At 70.2% G+C, this 14,114-nt stretch carries 18 protein-coding genes; 8 read left to right on the top strand and 10 right to left on the bottom strand.

The window, feature by feature from the left end; genetic code table 11:
- The first annotated feature begins 155 nt into the window (after positions 1-155).
- The 3 genes from VED21_RS06435 to VED21_RS06445 all read left to right on the top strand — a co-directional run bounded on the left by VED21_RS06435 (position 156) and on the right by VED21_RS06445 (position 2,766).
- On the top strand, positions 156-1,496 hold the full coding sequence (locus VED21_RS06435; protein ID WP_324881498.1) for an HlyC/CorC family transporter: 1,341 nt from the start codon (positions 156-158) through the stop codon (positions 1,494-1,496).
- A gap of 98 nt (positions 1,497-1,594) precedes the next feature.
- A complete protein-coding gene (locus VED21_RS06440; protein ID WP_324881499.1) occupies positions 1,595-2,053 on the top strand; it encodes a CBS domain-containing protein in 459 nt (152 codons plus the stop codon).
- 116 nt (positions 2,054-2,169) lie between these two features.
- The gene (locus tag VED21_RS06445) at positions 2,170-2,766 is read left to right on the top strand and encodes a DUF2889 domain-containing protein (RefSeq protein ID WP_324881500.1); all 597 of its coding nucleotides are present in this window, start codon (positions 2,170-2,172) and stop codon (positions 2,764-2,766) included.
- Between the two features lie 57 nt (positions 2,767-2,823).
- Here VED21_RS06445 and VED21_RS06450 read toward each other — a convergent pair whose 3' ends face one another.
- Positions 2,824-3,333, bottom strand: a complete 510-nt coding sequence (locus tag VED21_RS06450; RefSeq protein ID WP_324881501.1) for a ribbon-helix-helix domain-containing protein — start codon at positions 3,331-3,333, stop codon at positions 2,824-2,826.
- 211 nt (positions 3,334-3,544) lie between these two features.
- Positions 3,545-3,817 carry a BolA family protein gene (locus tag VED21_RS06455; protein WP_324881502.1) on the bottom strand — a complete coding sequence of 91 codons (273 nt, stop codon included), beginning with the start codon at positions 3,815-3,817 and terminating at the stop codon, positions 3,545-3,547.
- A gap of 132 nt (positions 3,818-3,949) precedes the next feature.
- On the opposite strand from VED21_RS06455, the gene VED21_RS06460 reads away from it, so the two are divergent.
- From VED21_RS06460 to cobT, 5 genes are all read left to right on the top strand, one after another.
- Positions 3,950-4,537: a J domain-containing protein gene (locus VED21_RS06460; RefSeq protein ID WP_324881503.1), complete on the top strand. Its 588-nt coding sequence runs from the start codon at positions 3,950-3,952 to the stop codon at positions 4,535-4,537.
- 66 nt (positions 4,538-4,603) lie between these two features.
- On the top strand, positions 4,604-5,608 hold the full coding sequence (cobS, locus tag VED21_RS06465; protein ID WP_324881504.1) for a cobaltochelatase subunit CobS: 1,005 nt from the start codon (positions 4,604-4,606) through the stop codon (positions 5,606-5,608).
- Between the two features lie 22 nt (positions 5,609-5,630).
- Positions 5,631-5,885, top strand: a complete 255-nt coding sequence (locus VED21_RS06470; protein ID WP_324881505.1) for an AbrB/MazE/SpoVT family DNA-binding domain-containing protein — start codon at positions 5,631-5,633, stop codon at positions 5,883-5,885.
- Positions 5,882-6,280: a type II toxin-antitoxin system VapC family toxin gene (locus VED21_RS06475; protein WP_324881506.1), complete on the top strand. Its 399-nt coding sequence runs from the start codon at positions 5,882-5,884 to the stop codon at positions 6,278-6,280. The genes VED21_RS06470 and VED21_RS06475 overlap by 4 nt, the downstream gene beginning before the upstream one ends.
- 8 nt (positions 6,281-6,288) lie before the next feature.
- Positions 6,289-8,160 (top strand): cobaltochelatase subunit CobT, encoded by a 1,872-nt coding sequence (gene cobT / locus VED21_RS06480; protein WP_324881507.1) that lies wholly within the window; start codon positions 6,289-6,291, stop codon positions 8,158-8,160.
- Positions 8,161-8,269: 109 nt separating this feature from the next.
- Here cobT and VED21_RS06485 read toward each other — a convergent pair whose 3' ends face one another.
- The 8 genes from VED21_RS06485 to pyrF form a co-directional block, all read right to left on the bottom strand.
- Positions 8,270-8,770 carry a hypothetical protein gene (locus VED21_RS06485; RefSeq protein ID WP_324881508.1) on the bottom strand — a complete coding sequence of 167 codons (501 nt, stop codon included), beginning with the start codon at positions 8,768-8,770 and terminating at the stop codon, positions 8,270-8,272.
- Positions 8,771-8,934: 164 nt separating this feature from the next.
- Positions 8,935-9,381 carry a DUF29 domain-containing protein gene (locus tag VED21_RS06490; RefSeq protein WP_324881509.1) on the bottom strand — a complete coding sequence of 149 codons (447 nt, stop codon included), beginning with the start codon at positions 9,379-9,381 and terminating at the stop codon, positions 8,935-8,937.
- Between the two features lie 41 nt (positions 9,382-9,422).
- Entirely contained in the window at positions 9,423-10,286 is an 864-nt protein-coding gene (locus tag VED21_RS06495; protein WP_324881510.1) for a pirin family protein, read from the bottom strand.
- Positions 10,287-10,411: 125 nt separating this feature from the next.
- A complete protein-coding gene (gene upp, locus VED21_RS06500) occupies positions 10,412-11,062 on the bottom strand; it encodes a uracil phosphoribosyltransferase (protein WP_324881511.1) in 651 nt (216 codons plus the stop codon).
- Between the two features lie 101 nt (positions 11,063-11,163).
- Positions 11,164-12,069: a diguanylate cyclase gene (locus VED21_RS06505; RefSeq protein WP_324881512.1), complete on the bottom strand. Its 906-nt coding sequence runs from the start codon at positions 12,067-12,069 to the stop codon at positions 11,164-11,166.
- Between the two features lie 100 nt (positions 12,070-12,169).
- Complete coding sequence (locus VED21_RS06510) at positions 12,170-12,682, bottom strand: DUF2165 domain-containing protein (protein ID WP_324881513.1); 513 nt, start codon at positions 12,680-12,682, stop codon at positions 12,170-12,172.
- Entirely contained in the window at positions 12,679-13,335 is a 657-nt protein-coding gene (locus VED21_RS06515; protein ID WP_324881514.1) for a phosphoribosylanthranilate isomerase, read from the bottom strand. The genes VED21_RS06510 and VED21_RS06515 overlap by 4 nt, the downstream gene beginning before the upstream one ends.
- Positions 13,332-14,048, bottom strand: coding sequence for an orotidine-5'-phosphate decarboxylase (gene pyrF, locus VED21_RS06520; protein ID WP_324881515.1), 717 nt, complete (start codon positions 14,046-14,048; stop codon positions 13,332-13,334). The genes VED21_RS06515 and pyrF overlap by 4 nt, the downstream gene beginning before the upstream one ends.
- Positions 14,049-14,114 lie beyond the last annotated feature (66 nt).

Raw genomic sequence — 14,114 nt, forward strand, 5'->3', positions numbered from 1 at the left:
CTGGAGCAGGCATGGAAGCTCCATCGGGAATGGCGCATTCCCGCCGAGGTGCTGATCCGCCCCTATCCCTTGCGCCGCCGTCCCGGCCGCAACAGCCCGGCAGCGGTTCCTCCGCCGGCCGGGTCGACGGCCTCCCGGCATACCTGACCCTCCCCATGGACGCCGCCCCCGACCTCGCCGCCGCGCTCACCGACGACCTCACGCTGTGGCTGTCGGCGCTGGCGATCCTCGTGCTGCTGTTGCTGTCGGCGTTCTTCTCGGGCTCGGAGACGGCGCTGACCGCCGCCTCGCGGCCGCGCATGCATCAGCTGGAGAACGAGGGGAGTTCCCGCGCCCGCCTCGTGAACCGCCTGCGCGAGGACAAGGAGCGGCTGATCGGCGCCCTGCTGCTGGGCAACAACACGGTCAACATCCTGGCGTCGGCGCTGGCCACCAGCGTGCTGATCCGCCTGTTCGGCGACACCGGCGTGGCCTACGCCACCGTCGGCATGACGGTGCTGGTCGTCGTCTTCTCCGAGGTGATGCCCAAGACCTACGCCATCAATCACGCCGACCGCGTGGCGCTGGCGGTGGCGCGGCCGGTGCGGGCGGTGGTCCGCGTGCTGGCCCCGATCACCGCCGCCGTGGCGTGGCTGGTGGCGCGGCTGATGCGGCTGTTCGGCAGCGACATCCGCACCGTCTCCGTCGGCAGCTCGGCCGAGGAGCTGCGCGGCGCCATCGAGCTGCACCGCGGCGAGGAGCCCACGCAGGAGGACGAGGAGGTGCGGCACGAGCGCGCCATGCTGCGCTCCATCCTCGACCTAGCCGAGGTGTCGGTGGCGGAGATCATGACGCACCGCCGCACCCTGGTCACCGTCGACGCCGGCCAGCCGCCGGCGCAGATCGTCGACGGGGTGCTCGCCAGCCCCTACACCCGCCTGCCGCTGTGGAAGGACGAGCCGGACAACATCGTCGGCGTGCTGCACGCCAAGGCGCTGCTGCGCGAGGTGCGGGCGCAGGGCGGCCGGCTCGACACGCTGGACGTGGTGGCGCTGGCGGCGCAGCCCTGGTTCATCCCCGACACCACCACGCTGCTCGACCAGCTGCAGGCCTTCCGCGAGCGGCGCGAGCACTTCGCCCTGGTGGTGGACGAGTACGGCACCCTGATGGGCGTGGTGACGCTGGAGGACATCCTGGAGGAGATCGTCGGCGACATCTCCGACGAACTGGACGTCCAGGTGGCCGGCGTGCGCCCGCAGCCCAACGGCTCCTACGTCATCGACGGCTGGGTGACGCTGCGCGACCTGAACCGCGAGTTCGAATGGCGCCTGCCGGACGAGCAGGCCTCCACCATCGCCGGGCTGGTGCTGTACGAGGCGCGCATGATCCCGGAGGTGGGGCAGGTCTTCACCTTCTACGGCTTCCGCTTCGAGATCCTGCGCCGCCAGCGCCACCAGATCACCGCCGTGCGCGTCACCCCGCCGGCCGACATGGAAGGCCGGCGATCCGCACCTTGAACGTCCGCACCTTGAACGCGGCCTTCACCACCGCAACATTTCATTGGCACGACTGATTGTCGCGCATCGGATGCAATGTTGGGGAGGGGAGACGATCCATGCCGAACCGCAAGCTGATACCGGACGTCATCAAGGACCAGACGCTCACCTGCCTGCCCACCGGGGCCGGCGTGCGGGAAGCGGCGCGGATCATGGCCGAGCGCCGGATCGCCGCCGTTCTGGTCACCGAAGGGCGGCGGCTGGTCGGCATCTTCACCGAACGCGACCTGACCACCCGCGTGGTCGCCGCCGGGCGCGACCCCGACGCCACCCGCCTGGGCGAGGTGATGACCGCCGATCCCGACACGCTGGACCCCGACGCCACCGCCGGCGCGGCGCTGGCCCTGATGGAGCGGCACCGCTACCGCCACCTGCCGGTGGTGCGCGGCGACGAGGTGGTGGGCATCGTCTCCATCCGCGACCTGTTCGCCGTGGTGCGCGCGCACCTGGAGGACGAGATCAAGGACCGCGACGCCTTCATCTTCGGCTCCCAGTACTCGGTCGAGGCCTCGTCCTGACGGCGTGCGCCGGGGAGTGATGGCAGGATTGCGGCGGGGCTGCCTTGACCCTAGCGTCAGCCCCGCCGATATTCGCTGCACCGCACGGTAGCGGTGTCGAGAGCGAAGGAATGTCCATGCCGTTGTCCGAACCCGCCGCGCGCGAGCACATCCACACCCGCGAGGTGGTCTGCCGCGGGTATCGCCGCACCGACGGGCTGTGGGATATCGAGGGCCACCTGACGGACGTAAAGAGCTACGGCTTCAACACCGAGCAGCGCGGCCGGCTGGAGCCGGGCGACCCCGTGCACGAGATGTGGATCCGCCTGACCGTCGACAACCAGCTGACCGTGCACGCCGTGGAGGTGGTGACGGAGAAGAGCCCCTACCACGCCTGCGGCGACATCACACCCGATTTCCAGAAGCTGGTCGGCCTGAACGTCACCAAGGGCTGGACGCGCGCCGTGAAGGAACGGCTGGGCGGCGTGCACGGCTGCACCCACCTGGTCGAGCTGCTTGGGCCGGTCGCCACCACGGCGTTCCAGACCGTGTTCCCGCTGCTCTCCCGCGAAGCCGAGGAGCGCGCCAAGGCCGAGGGCACCCGCCCGGTTTCGAAGGGCCGGCCGCCGCTTCTGGACATGTGCCACATGTTCCGCGGCGACGGCGAACACGCCCGCCGCCACTGGCCCGAGCACTACACGGGCGACCGCAAGGACGCCGCGGCGGCCGATTGACCGCGTGGGTCGGGTCGAAACCCAGCGTCTACGAGATCTTACGCGTCCAGGCGTATCTTACGCGTCCAGGTGTGCCGGGGCGGCCTGCGGCTTGCCGCTGACGCCCGGCGGCTTGCCGGGGCCGGAGAATCCGGGTCCCTCACCGCCCGGCGGCTCGCCGCCCTCGTCGGTCGGCGGGTCGCCGTCCTCGCGCGGCGACACCGCGAAGGGCGTCCCGGCGAACGGGTCACCCTCGCCGTGCCCGGCGCGGCTGTGCCCCTCGTCGGTGGACGCGCGACGGTAGTACATGGCGATCAGAACCCGCACGGCGGAGGTGAGCGTCACCTTGTCCTCGTCCGCGTCGTCGCGCAGCTTCGCCTGCTGCTCAATGCGTTCCTTGATGCGGGTGCACAGCTCGTGCACGGTCAGCCCTTCGCGCTTGGCGATGTCGTCGAGCGCGTCCCACATGGACGGCTCCAGGCGCATGCTGGTGCGATGGCCGCCGACCATGATGTTGCGGCTCTGCAAACCGGACACGACCGACGTCTGCTCGGTCTTCCGCTTTGTCTTCGGCCCCCGTTTCGCCATGCGCTGCCTTCCCCCCGTGCCTGCCGGGCGGAACGCGGTCCCGACGCGGCGCGATAAATGGTGCACGGTTCGCACTTTACTAAATGAGGCGCGAATTGCAACCCACGCTGCATCCATCTCTGCCGCTACTCTCGATATTATCGCCTTTTGGTTGCATGCGTATGTATGCTATTCCGCCAGCACCACACGGGAACTGGCGGAATTCCGCGATTCAGCGGTCTTCCTGCGGGGTCAGCGTGCTCAGCGCCAGCGCGTGCACGCGCTCCGCCATCTCGTCCTTCAGCAAGGCGTAGACCATACGCTGGCGTTCGACGCGCGACTTTCCCTCGAAGGCCGACGACACGACAGTGACGCTGAAGTGGGTTTCACCCTCCGGCCGGGCCCCGGCGTGGCCGGCGTGGCGCCCGGAGTCGTCCACCACCTCCAGACGTTGCGGGGCGAGCCCGTCGGCGAGGTTGCGGCGGATGCGTTCGGCGTAGGTCATGGCGGTCCTCCGTGCGGCGATTCCCCGACAGGGGACCGCCGAACCGTGGCGCTGTCAAGGCGGCTGCCACACACCCGTTCAGGCAGCCATGCCGCGCTTGCCAGAGCGTTGGCGCCTCCCCATACTCAACCGATGCACCGCAACCGTGCCCGTGTCGCCGACCACCGCTCCTACGAACAGCCGCACCGCGCCCTGCGCGCCTGCGACCATCCGGGCTGCCAGAGCGAGGGCGCGCACCGCGCGCCGAAGGGCCGCGACCGCCTGAACGAGTACTTCTGGTTCTGCCTGGACCACGTGCGCGAGTACAACAAGGCGTGGGACTACTACGCCGGCATGTCGGCCGACCAGATCGAGCGCGAGGTGCGCAAGGACACCACCTGGCAGCGGCCGACGTGGCCCATGGGATTCTGGCGCGTGCAGGAGAAGTTCCTGCGCGACCGCGCCATGCACGGCTTCGGGTTCGAGTTCGGCCGCGACGCCGGCAAGGACCACGGCGAGGAGCAGGCGGAACGCCGCCGCAGCGCCCGCACCCCGGAGGAGGAGGCGCTGGCCGTCCTCGAACTTTCCCCGCCGGTGGACTTCCCCCGCATCAAGGCCCGCTACCGCGAGCTGGTGAAGATCCACCACCCCGACGCCAACGGCGGCGATCGCGAGGCGGAGGAGAAGCTGAAACAGATCAATCAGGCCTACAACACCCTCAAAGCCTGTTATGGTGTATAAGGACTGACCAATCGAGCCGGCACCGCCGTCCGCCGGGAACCGACGCGAAACGACAAGACCCTTCCCATGCCTTCTCCTGGAGCCTCGCAGGCCACCTCGGCCAAGTTCGACCACGTGCCGGACATCAAGCTGTCGGTGCGCCAAACCTTCGGCATCGATTCGGATTTGCAGGTGCCGGCGTTCAGCCAGCGCAGCGAGCACGTCCCCGACGTCGACGACGCCTACCGCTTCGACCGCGACACCACGCTCGCCATCCTCGCCGGCTTCGCCTACAACCGCCGCGTGATGATCCAGGGCTATCACGGCACCGGCAAGTCCACCCACATCGAGCAGGTGGCCGCCCGCCTCAACTGGCCGTGCATCCGCGTGAACCTGGACAGCCACATCAGCCGCATCGACCTGATGGGCAAGGACGCCATCGTGCTGCGCGACGGCCAGCAGGTCACCGAATACCGCGAGGGCATCCTGCCCTGGGCCTTGCAGCACGCCTGCGCCCTGGTGTTCGACGAGTACGACGCCGGCCGCCCGGACGTGATGTTCGTCATCCAGCGCGTGCTGGAGGTTGAGGGCAAGCTGACGCTGCTCGACCAAAACCGCGTGATCCGCCCGCACCCGGGCTTCCGCCTGTTCGCCACGGCGAACACCGTGGGCCTGGGCGACACCACGGGCCTCTACCACGGCACGCAGCAGATCAACCAGGGCCAGATGGACCGCTGGAACATCGTGGCCACGCTGAACTACCTGCCGCACGACGCGGAGGTGGACATCGTGCTGGCCAAGGTGCCCAGCTACGACAACCCCAAGGGCCGCGAGACGGTGAGCGCCATGGTGCGGCTGGCCGACATGTCGCGCCAGGGCTTCATCAACGGCGACGTGTCGACGGTGATGAGCCCGCGCACGGTCATCACCTGGGCGCAGAACGCCGAGATCTTCAGCGACGTGGCCTTCGCCTTCCGCATCACGTTCCTGAACAAGTGCGACGAGGTGGAGCGCCCGGCCGTGGCCGAGTACTACCAGCGCTGCTTCGGCACCGAACTGCCGGAGACGGGGGTGGCCGTCAACCTGGTGTGACGGCCCGCGTAAGGAGGTCGCCATGGGCTACATCGAGGTCGGACCGAACGGCGAGATCGCTCTGCCGCAGGACGTCCGCGACCGGCTCGGCCTCAAGCCCGGCGACCGCGTGCGGATCGACGTCGACGCCGCCAGGCACACGGCCGTGCTGGTGCCGCGGCCCCGTAGGGCCAGCGACCTGTTCGGCTTCCTCCCGAAGCCGGAACGGCCGCTGTCGCCGGAGGAAATCGATGACGTGATCGCCCAGGCGGCGATCGACCGGGCGACGCGTGCATGAAGGGCATCGACACGAACGTCCTGCTGCGTTTCCTCCTCAACGACGAACCTGCGCAGTCCGCCGCCGCCAAGGCGTTCGTGGATCGCCACACCAACGCCGGGGAGGAGGTCTTCATCAACCGCGCCGTCCTGTGCGAGACGGTGTGGGTGCTGACCCGCGGCTATCGCTACGGCAAGGATGCCGTCGCCGACCTGCTCGACGCCTTGATCGTCGCCGACGGGTTCGCCATCGAAGACCGGGCCGAGGTCGCCGAAGCGCTGGCCGATTGGCGCAACGGCGGCCCCGGCTTCGCCGACGCGCTGATCGGCCAGACGAACACCCGCCGGGGCTGCTCCGCCACCCTCACCTTCGACCGCAAGGCCGCGCGCCTTGCCGACTTCCAGCTCCTGACCTGAAGACCGCCATGTCCGATCGCGAATCCCCCGTCGAAGTCTTCAAGCGGTCCACCACCGCCGCCGTGCGCGCGCTGTCGGGGCGGGACGACATCCAGGTGGGCTTCTCCTCCGACCCGCCGGGGGTGATGGGCGCGCGGGTGCGCGTGCCGCTGCCGGCGCGCGACCTCAACCCGCACGACGTCGCCACGCTGCGCGGGGCGGCCGACGCCGTGGCGCTGCGCCTGCGCTTCCACGACAACGCCATCCACGCCCAGCGCCTGCCGCTGGGCGACACGGCGCGCGCCGCCTTCGACGCCATGGAGCAGGCCCGCTGCGAGGCGCTGGGGGCCCGCGCCATGACCGGCGTCGCCGCCAACCTGGAGGCGGCGCTGGACGAGCGCTACCGCCGCCAGGGCTTCGAGAAGGTCACAGACCGCGAGCAGGCCCCCCTGGCCGAGGCGCTGCGCCTCATCGCGCGCGAGGCGATGACCGGCGCCGCCCCGCCCGCCTCGGCGCAGCGGATGGTCGAGCTGTGGCGCCCCTGGGTCGAGCAGAAGCTGAAGCACGACCTGCACGAGCTGGCCGACGTCATGGCCGACCAGGACGCCTACGCCCGCGCCGTGCGCAAGCTGCTGGCCGATTTGGACATGGAGGTCGGCCAGGAACCCGACACCAGCGAGGAGGACGAGCAGGAGGAGAAATCCTCCGAGGAAAACGAGAGCCAGCCGAACGAGGGCCAGACCCGCGGGCAGGAGGACGTCTCCACCGAGGCCGATTCGCTCACCTCCCAGCAGACGCAGGAATCGGACGACGGCGAGGGGGCGGAGGACGGCGGCGAAGAAGGCGAAGGCGACCTGGGCGAGGGCGAGGGGGCGGAGGAGCCGGCCGGCCCCGGCTATCCCTGGCGCCCCGACCACAACCGCCGGCCCGAGGTGGATCCCAACGCCTACAAGGCCTTCACCACCCAGTTCGACGAGGTGGTCGCCGCCGACGAGCTGTGCGACCCGGACGAGCTGGCGCGCCTGCGCCTGATGCTGGACCAGCAGCTCCAGCACCTGCAGGGGGTCATCTCCAAGCTGGCGAACCGGCTGCAGCGCCGCCTGCTGGCCAAGCAGCAGCGCTCGTGGGAGTTCGACCTGGAGGAAGGGCTGCTGGACGCCGCGCGGCTGTCGCGCATCGTCGTCAACCCGGTCCTGCCGCTGTCGTACAAGCGCGAGAAGGAGATGGACTTCCGCGACACGGTGGTGACGCTGCTGATCGACAACTCCGGCTCCATGCGCGGCCGGCCGATCACCATCGCCGCCATGAGCGCCGACATCCTGGCCCGCACGCTGGAGCGCTGCGCGGTGAAGGTGGAGGTGCTGGGCTTCACCACCCGCGCCTGGAAGGGCGGGCAGGCGCGCGAGCACTGGCTGAGCCACGGCAAGCCGTCCAACCCCGGCCGCCTGAACGACCTGCGCCACATCGTCTACAAGGCGGCCGACCAGCCGTGGCGCCGGGCGCGCAAGAACCTGGGCCTGATGCTGCGCGAAGGCATCCTGAAGGAGAACATCGACGGCGAGGCGCTGATGTGGGCGCACAACCGCCTGATCGCGCGTTCCGAGCAGCGGCGCATCCTGATGGTCATCTCCGACGGCGCGCCGGTCGACGACTCGACGCTGTCGGTCAACGCCGGCAACTACCTGGAGCGCCACCTGCGCGAGGTGATCCAGTTCATCGAGACGCGGTCGCCGGTAGAGCTGGTGGCGATCGGCATCGGCCACGACGTGACGCGCTATTACCGCCGCGCCGTCACCATCGTGGACGCCGAGCAGCTGGGCGGCACGGTGATGAACAAGCTGGCCGAACTGTTCGACGAGGACGACCGCCGCGGGCCGGGCGCCGGGCGGCGGCGGACGTAGCGCACGACGTTGGGTTTTGCGGCTGGCGCCTCAACCCAACCTACAGGAACGTTCCGCGTAGGTTGGGTTGGGTTGAGCGCAGCGAAAACTCAACGTCGGGAATGTCCCGCTACTGCAGGCTGCGCTGCATCTCTTCGAAGTTCTTGCTGAAGCCGTTCAGCGAGAAGTCGATGTCGCGCTTGCTGGCGCGGGTGAAGTTCACGCGGACCAGCACGGTCGAGCCGTTCTTGAACTGATCCAGGATGCGGCCCGACATGAAGTTCGGGAACATGCACATGTTGATCGTCGCGATGCGCGACTCGATGCGCGGCTGGCGGTCGACGCGGATGGCGCAGCTGTCGATCATGCCCTGGCTGGACGTCAGGAACAGGTGGTAGTCGTTGCCCGTGGGGATGACGCTGAGCGCGATGAAGCCCACGTCCTTGCCGTCGTCGAACAGGCGGTAGACGGCCAGCCGGCAGGCGCGGGAATCGGTCATGCGGTCGATGTCGCAGACGTTGGTCCAGGCCCCTTCCTGGCCGAACTCGGTGGCCGCCTTGGCCACGTCGACGGCCTTGGCCGGCTGCGGGGAGAACGCGGACACAAGCGCCGCACACACGGTCAGAACCATCGCCCAGCGCATTCCACCAGCCCCCCCAACCTGAGATTCGAACCCGAAAGAACTACCACGCAGGCGCATGATATCCGTCATGCGCATGCCCGCAAGCGTAGTCTTGCAAATCCGGAAGGACGGTTGCCGAGATCACATGGCAGGAATCCGGCAATGGGCGTGCGTCAGAACGTCCCGAACAGGATGTCTTCGACCGCGAACGGCCACGCGGCGGGGAACGCCGTTTCGGGCAGGCCGGTCTCCAGCGCGGCGTCGCGCACGGCGCGGCGGTAGTTGCGCTCGACCAGCGCCTCCAGGTCGGAGCGCAGGACGGGGCTGGCGTCCAGGATGTCCTCGATGCCGTCGCGCGCCTGGAAGACGGCGCGCCGCCACGCCTCCGACCGCCGTTCCGGCTGGAAGCGCCACTTCAGCAGATGCTCGATGGCGGTCTTCAGCAGCAGGCCCAGCGCGCGGCGTTCGGCGTGCACCATGGCGTCCAGCTCCTCGGCCAGCCGCGGCGCATCGACCGCCGCGAGGCGCCCGGCGCGCAGCAGGGCGGCCTGCTCCTGCATCCAGGCGATGTGGTCCCGCTCGTACAGCGGGCCGGCGAAGGGGACGAGCGCGTTCGACATGCGCCGCAGTGTGTCGACGCACGCCGACGCGCGCAAGCGCCCTAGAACCGTCCCTCCTCGAAGTCACGGAAGGCCTGCATGACCTCCTCGCGGGTGTTCATGACGAAGGGGCCGCCCCACGCCACCGGCTCCTGCAGCGGGCGGCCGGCCAGCAGCAGGAAGCGCGCACCCTGCGGCCCGGCGGTGGCCACCGCCTGCCCGCCCTCGCCCAGCACGGCGATGCCCAGCGGCTCCACCGGCGTGCCGGCGGCGGTCAGCGCCCCCTCGAACACCACCAGGGCCGCCGTGTAGTCCTCCGGCAGCGCCTCGGCGAAGGACGCGCCGGGCGGCAGCGTCACGTCGAAGTAGCGGGCCTCCGTCGCCTCCGCCCGCACCGGGCCGGTGGTGCCGCGCGAGGTGGTGCCGGCGATCACCTTCACCGTGACGCCGTCCTCGCGCGCCTCCACCGGGATGCCGGCGGCCGGCACCTCCTGGTAGCGCGGTTCGGTCATCTTCAGGTGGGCCGGCAGGTTGATCCACAGCTGGAAGCCCTTGAGCAGGCCGTCCTGCTGTTCCGGCATCTCGGAATGCAGGATGCCGCGCCCGGCGGTCATCCACTGGATGCCGCCGGTCTCGATGACGCCCTCGTGGCCGTGGTTGTCGGCGTGGCGCATGCGGCCGGCCAGCATGTAGGTGACCGTCTCGAAGCCGCGGTGCGGGTGCTCGGGGAAGCCGGCAAGGTACTCCTGCGGCCGGTCGGAGCCGAAGAAGTCCAGCATCAGGAACGGGTCCAGCATGCGCAGGCGCGGCGTGCCCAACAGGCGCGTCAGGCTGACGCCGGCCCCGTCCGACGTCTCCATGCCCGCGGCGGCGGCCAGGACGGGGCGGGTTTGCAGAGATGCCTGCAGGGCGGAGGGCGTGCTCATGGCGGACTCCCGAATGGGGCTGGAAGGACTGCGCCTTACCTAATCCGTCCCGCCGCCGGGAAAAACCCCGCCCGTGGGACAACGCCGTTCCCCCGGGCGCAACAATGCCCCCTGCCCGGCCATCCTTACTTGGTGCCGAACATGCGGTCGCCGGCATCGCCCAGACCGGGGACGATGTAGGCGTTCTCGTTCAGGTGGCTGTCCAGTGCCGCGGTGAACACCTTGATGCGCGGATGCGCGGCGTGGAAGACGCGCACGCCCTCGGGGGCGGCCACCAGTGCCATGAAGCGGATGTTGTCGTCGTCCACGCCGTGGCGGTTCAGCACGTCGCAGGCGTGCACGCCGGAATTGCCGGTGGCCAGCATGGGATCGACGACGATGAACAGCCGCCCTTCCGCCTCCGGCAGCTTGACCAGGTACTCGACCGGCTGCTTGGTGTCGTGGTCGCGGTACAGGCCGATGTGCCCCTCGCGCGCCGAGGGCACCAGCTCGTGCAGGCCCTGCGCCATGCCCAGGCCGGCGCGCAGCACCGGCACGATGGCCAGCTTCTTGCCGGCGATGACCGGCGCGTCCATGGGACACAGCGGCGTGTCGATCCGCTCGGTCGTCAGCGGCAGGTCGCGGGTGATCTCATAGCCCATCAGCAGCGAGATCTCGCGCAGCAGCGTGCGGAAGCCGCCCGTCGAGCGCTCCTTGTCGCGCATCAGCGTCAGCTTGTGCTGGATCAGCGGGTGGTCGAGGATGAAGAGGTTGGGAAACTCGGGAGTGGTGCGCATCAAAGCCCCGCCGCAGCGCCGGAAGTGAGAAGCCCGATCCTATCCCGCCCCGCCCCGCCGGCCAAGCCGCCTTGCGGGGGAGCCACCTTACGACGTCGCCCCTACGATGTCGCCATGTCCAGACCATAGCGCACGGTGCGGTTCCGGCCGGTGTGCTTGGCGTGGTAGAGGGCGCGGTCGGCGCGCTGGATCAGCTCGTCGATGCCGACGTCGGCCGCCGCCTGGACGAGGCCGAAAGAGGCCGTCACGTTGATGCTGCGCCCGTCCGGCAGCACGACGGGGGAGCGTTCCAGGTCCTGGCGCAGGCGGTCGATGACGCGGAAGCCCTCCTCCAGGATGGTTTCCTTCAGGCAGACCAGGAACTCCTCGCCGCCCATGCGGAAGGCTTCGTCGAAGCTGCGGATGCCGCGGCTGATCACGGCGGCGGTGGCGCCCAGCACGCGGTCGCCGATGTCGTGTCCGTAGGTGTCGTTGATGCCCTTGAACTTGTCGATGTCGACCAGCGCCACACAGAACGGCTGGCCGGCGCGCCGGAAGCGGTTCTGCTCGCGCTCCAGCGCCTCGTCCATGCCGCGGCGGGAGCGCAGGCCGGTCAGCGGGTCGAGGCCCGAAGCGGCGGCGCCGAACGCGCGCTCCACCCGGCGCAGAAGCGCCACGAAATCCTCGAAGCGGGCGATCACCGATTCGTACTCGGATTCCGTCGGGCGCTCGCCGTTGGCGGCCTTCAGCAGGATCAGCTTGGCCTGCCGGTGCATCTGCTCGTGCACGGTGGCGAGTTTCTCGACCGCCGGCTGCTGGGTCAGGTCGTCGCGCCGCGCCGCCTTGCACCACGCGGCGAAGGAGGCCGGCGCCGAAACCCGCTCCCCGCCCCGGCCCCAGCGGTAGAAGGCGGCGCGGTGCCACTGGCCGATCCAGCGCAGATGCTCGTCCAGCACGACGCCCAGGCCTTCGGCGGGCGATAAGCTGTCGGTCGGTTCGTTGGCGCGTTCGGGCTTGAACTCGGTCATGGGCCTCCGCGGGGACGCACGAGGGTTCCGGGGCGAGCGGCCATCCTAACCGCACACCGGCCCGCCGGCCATGCGGCGAAGAGGGGGTCACCGGAAAGGGTCACGCCTGCCCCTGCTCTTGCCCCTGGCCCCGCTCCGCGCCGCACAGGTGCAGCAGCGCCAGACCGATGAGGGTGAGGAAGATGGCGGCCGAGCGCTGGCCGTTCCACGTCTGCGACTGCCACATGGCGAACCACTCGCCGCCCACGCCGATGAAGCCGACGCCGTAGAGCAGGAACCCGACGGTCAGCCCGGCGATGCCCGCGCGCTTCTCCCGCTCGAAGATGTCGGGGTCCAGCGTGCGCACCCGCCACAGCCGCCACGCCCCCCACCAGCACAGCGCGGCGGTGCCCGCCTGCCACGCGATGATCAGCGCGTAGGCGGCGTGGTGCGCGGCCGGCGCGTCAATGGCGCGCCACATCAGCGCCGGGCTGCGGAACGTCGTGTCCATCGTCAGCACGTGCTGGACGAACGCGAAGTTGGAACCGTAGTCGGTGAGGTTGCCCAGCGCCACCAGGGTGAAGAACACCGCCACCGCCGCGAGCAGCAGGATGCGCGACACCCGGGCGCTCACGCGCGCGGCTCCAGGCCGGACACGGTCTTCAGGAACGCGCGCACCAGCGCCGGGTCCTTGTGCCCCGGCCGGTCCTCGACGCCGGAGGAGACGTCGAGCGCCGGGGCGCCGGTCACCCGCAGCGCCTCCGCCACGTTGCCGGCGTTCAGCCCGCCCGACAGCATCCACGGCTTCGGCCATGTCCGACCGGCCAGCAGCGTCCAGTCGAAGGCGATGCCGGTGCCGCCCGGCAGCGTCGCCACCTTCGGCGGCGGCTTGGAATCGAACAGCAGCCGGTCGGCCGCCCCGGCGTAGTCCATGGCGTGGTCCAGATCCTCGGGCGCGCCGACCTTGATGGCCTTCATCACGGGGATGGCGAAGGCGGCCTTCACGGCGGCCACGCGCTCCGGCGTCTCCTTGCCGTGCAGCTGCAGCATGTCGAAGGGCACCTGCCCCACCACGTGCTCCAGCAGATCGTCGTCGGGGTCGACGAACAGGCCGACGGTGCGCACGCCGGTCGGCACCAGCCGCGCCAGATCGGCCGCGAGCGCCGGCGCCACGTTGCGCGGTGAGGCCGGGTAGAAGACGAAGCCGACCCAGCGCGCCCCGCCCTCGATGGCGGCGCGCAGCGATTCCGGCTCGCTCAGGCCGCAGATCTTGACCGCGACGCTCATGCGGCGCCCCCTTCGATCTCCGCAACAATGCGGCGGGCCGCCGCCGCCGGGTCGGCGTCGCCGGTGATCGGCCGGCCGATCACCAGATGGTCGGCGCCGGCGGCCACCGCCTCGGCCGGGGTCATCACGCGCTTCTGGTCGTTGGCCGCCGCCCAGGCCGGGCGGATGCCCGGCACCATGAGGATGAGGTCCGGCCCGCAGGCGGCACGGATCGCCGCCACCTCGTTGGGCGAGCAGACGATGCCGTCGAGCCCGGAGTCCTTTGCGAGCCTCGCCAGCCGCACCACCTGATCGCCCACCGGCGTGGCCTGCCCCACCGCGCCCAGGTCGCCGTCGTCCAGGCTGGTCAGCACGGTGACGCCGAGGATCTTCGGGCGGTTCGCACCGGCGGCGGACGCGGCCTCCACGGCCGCGCGCATCATGGCCGGGCCGCCTGACGTGTGGATGGTCATGAAGGCCGGCTTCAGCGGCAGCGCCGCCTTGACGCCGCCGGCCACGGTGTTGGGGATGTCGTGCAGCTTGAGATCGAGGAACAGCGGCGGCCCGTCTTCGCCGATCACCGCGCGCACGCCCGCGGGCCCGTGCGCGATGAAGAACTCCAGCCCCAGCTTGACGCCGCCCACGGCCCCGGACACGCGGCCCGCAAGGGTGCGGGCGGTGTCGATCTCGGTGGTGTCGACGGCGCAGAAGATGCGCGAGGCGGCGGAGGTCATGCGGCGGGTCCCCTGAATCTGGATCCGGGGACCCTAGCACGTCCGCCGCCGGGGGCTCAAATCAAA

Source organism: Azospirillum sp., from assembly GCF_035627195.1.
Taxonomy (GTDB): domain Bacteria; phylum Pseudomonadota; class Alphaproteobacteria; order Azospirillales; family Azospirillaceae; genus Azospirillum.

Bases quoted from the DNA above. Each gene is read 5' to 3' on its own strand.
- VED21_RS06435 (WP_324881498.1), top strand. From the start codon at position 156: ATGGACGCCGCCCCCGACCTCGCCGCCGCGCTCACCGACGACCTCACG.
- VED21_RS06440 (WP_324881499.1), top strand. From the start codon at position 1,595: ATGCCGAACCGCAAGCTGATACCGGACGTCATCAAGGACCAGACGCTC.
- VED21_RS06445 (WP_324881500.1), top strand. From the start codon at position 2,170: ATGCCGTTGTCCGAACCCGCCGCGCGCGAGCACATCCACACCCGCGAG.
- VED21_RS06450 (WP_324881501.1), bottom strand. From the start codon at position 3,333: ATGGCGAAACGGGGGCCGAAGACAAAGCGGAAGACCGAGCAGACGTCG.
- VED21_RS06455 (WP_324881502.1), bottom strand. From the start codon at position 3,817: ATGACCTACGCCGAACGCATCCGCCGCAACCTCGCCGACGGGCTCGCC.
- VED21_RS06460 (WP_324881503.1), top strand. From the start codon at position 3,950: ATGCACCGCAACCGTGCCCGTGTCGCCGACCACCGCTCCTACGAACAG.
- cobS (WP_324881504.1), top strand. From the start codon at position 4,604: ATGCCTTCTCCTGGAGCCTCGCAGGCCACCTCGGCCAAGTTCGACCAC.
- VED21_RS06470 (WP_324881505.1), top strand. From the start codon at position 5,631: ATGGGCTACATCGAGGTCGGACCGAACGGCGAGATCGCTCTGCCGCAG.
- VED21_RS06475 (WP_324881506.1), top strand. From the start codon at position 5,882: ATGAAGGGCATCGACACGAACGTCCTGCTGCGTTTCCTCCTCAACGAC.
- cobT (WP_324881507.1), top strand. From the start codon at position 6,289: ATGTCCGATCGCGAATCCCCCGTCGAAGTCTTCAAGCGGTCCACCACC.
- VED21_RS06485 (WP_324881508.1), bottom strand. From the start codon at position 8,770: ATGGTTCTGACCGTGTGTGCGGCGCTTGTGTCCGCGTTCTCCCCGCAG.
- VED21_RS06490 (WP_324881509.1), bottom strand. From the start codon at position 9,381: ATGTCGAACGCGCTCGTCCCCTTCGCCGGCCCGCTGTACGAGCGGGAC.
- VED21_RS06495 (WP_324881510.1), bottom strand. From the start codon at position 10,286: ATGAGCACGCCCTCCGCCCTGCAGGCATCTCTGCAAACCCGCCCCGTC.
- upp (WP_324881511.1), bottom strand. From the start codon at position 11,062: ATGCGCACCACTCCCGAGTTTCCCAACCTCTTCATCCTCGACCACCCG.
- VED21_RS06505 (WP_324881512.1), bottom strand. From the start codon at position 12,069: ATGACCGAGTTCAAGCCCGAACGCGCCAACGAACCGACCGACAGCTTA.
- VED21_RS06515 (WP_324881514.1), bottom strand. From the start codon at position 13,335: ATGAGCGTCGCGGTCAAGATCTGCGGCCTGAGCGAGCCGGAATCGCTG.
- pyrF (WP_324881515.1), bottom strand. From the start codon at position 14,048: ATGACCTCCGCCGCCTCGCGCATCTTCTGCGCCGTCGACACCACCGAG.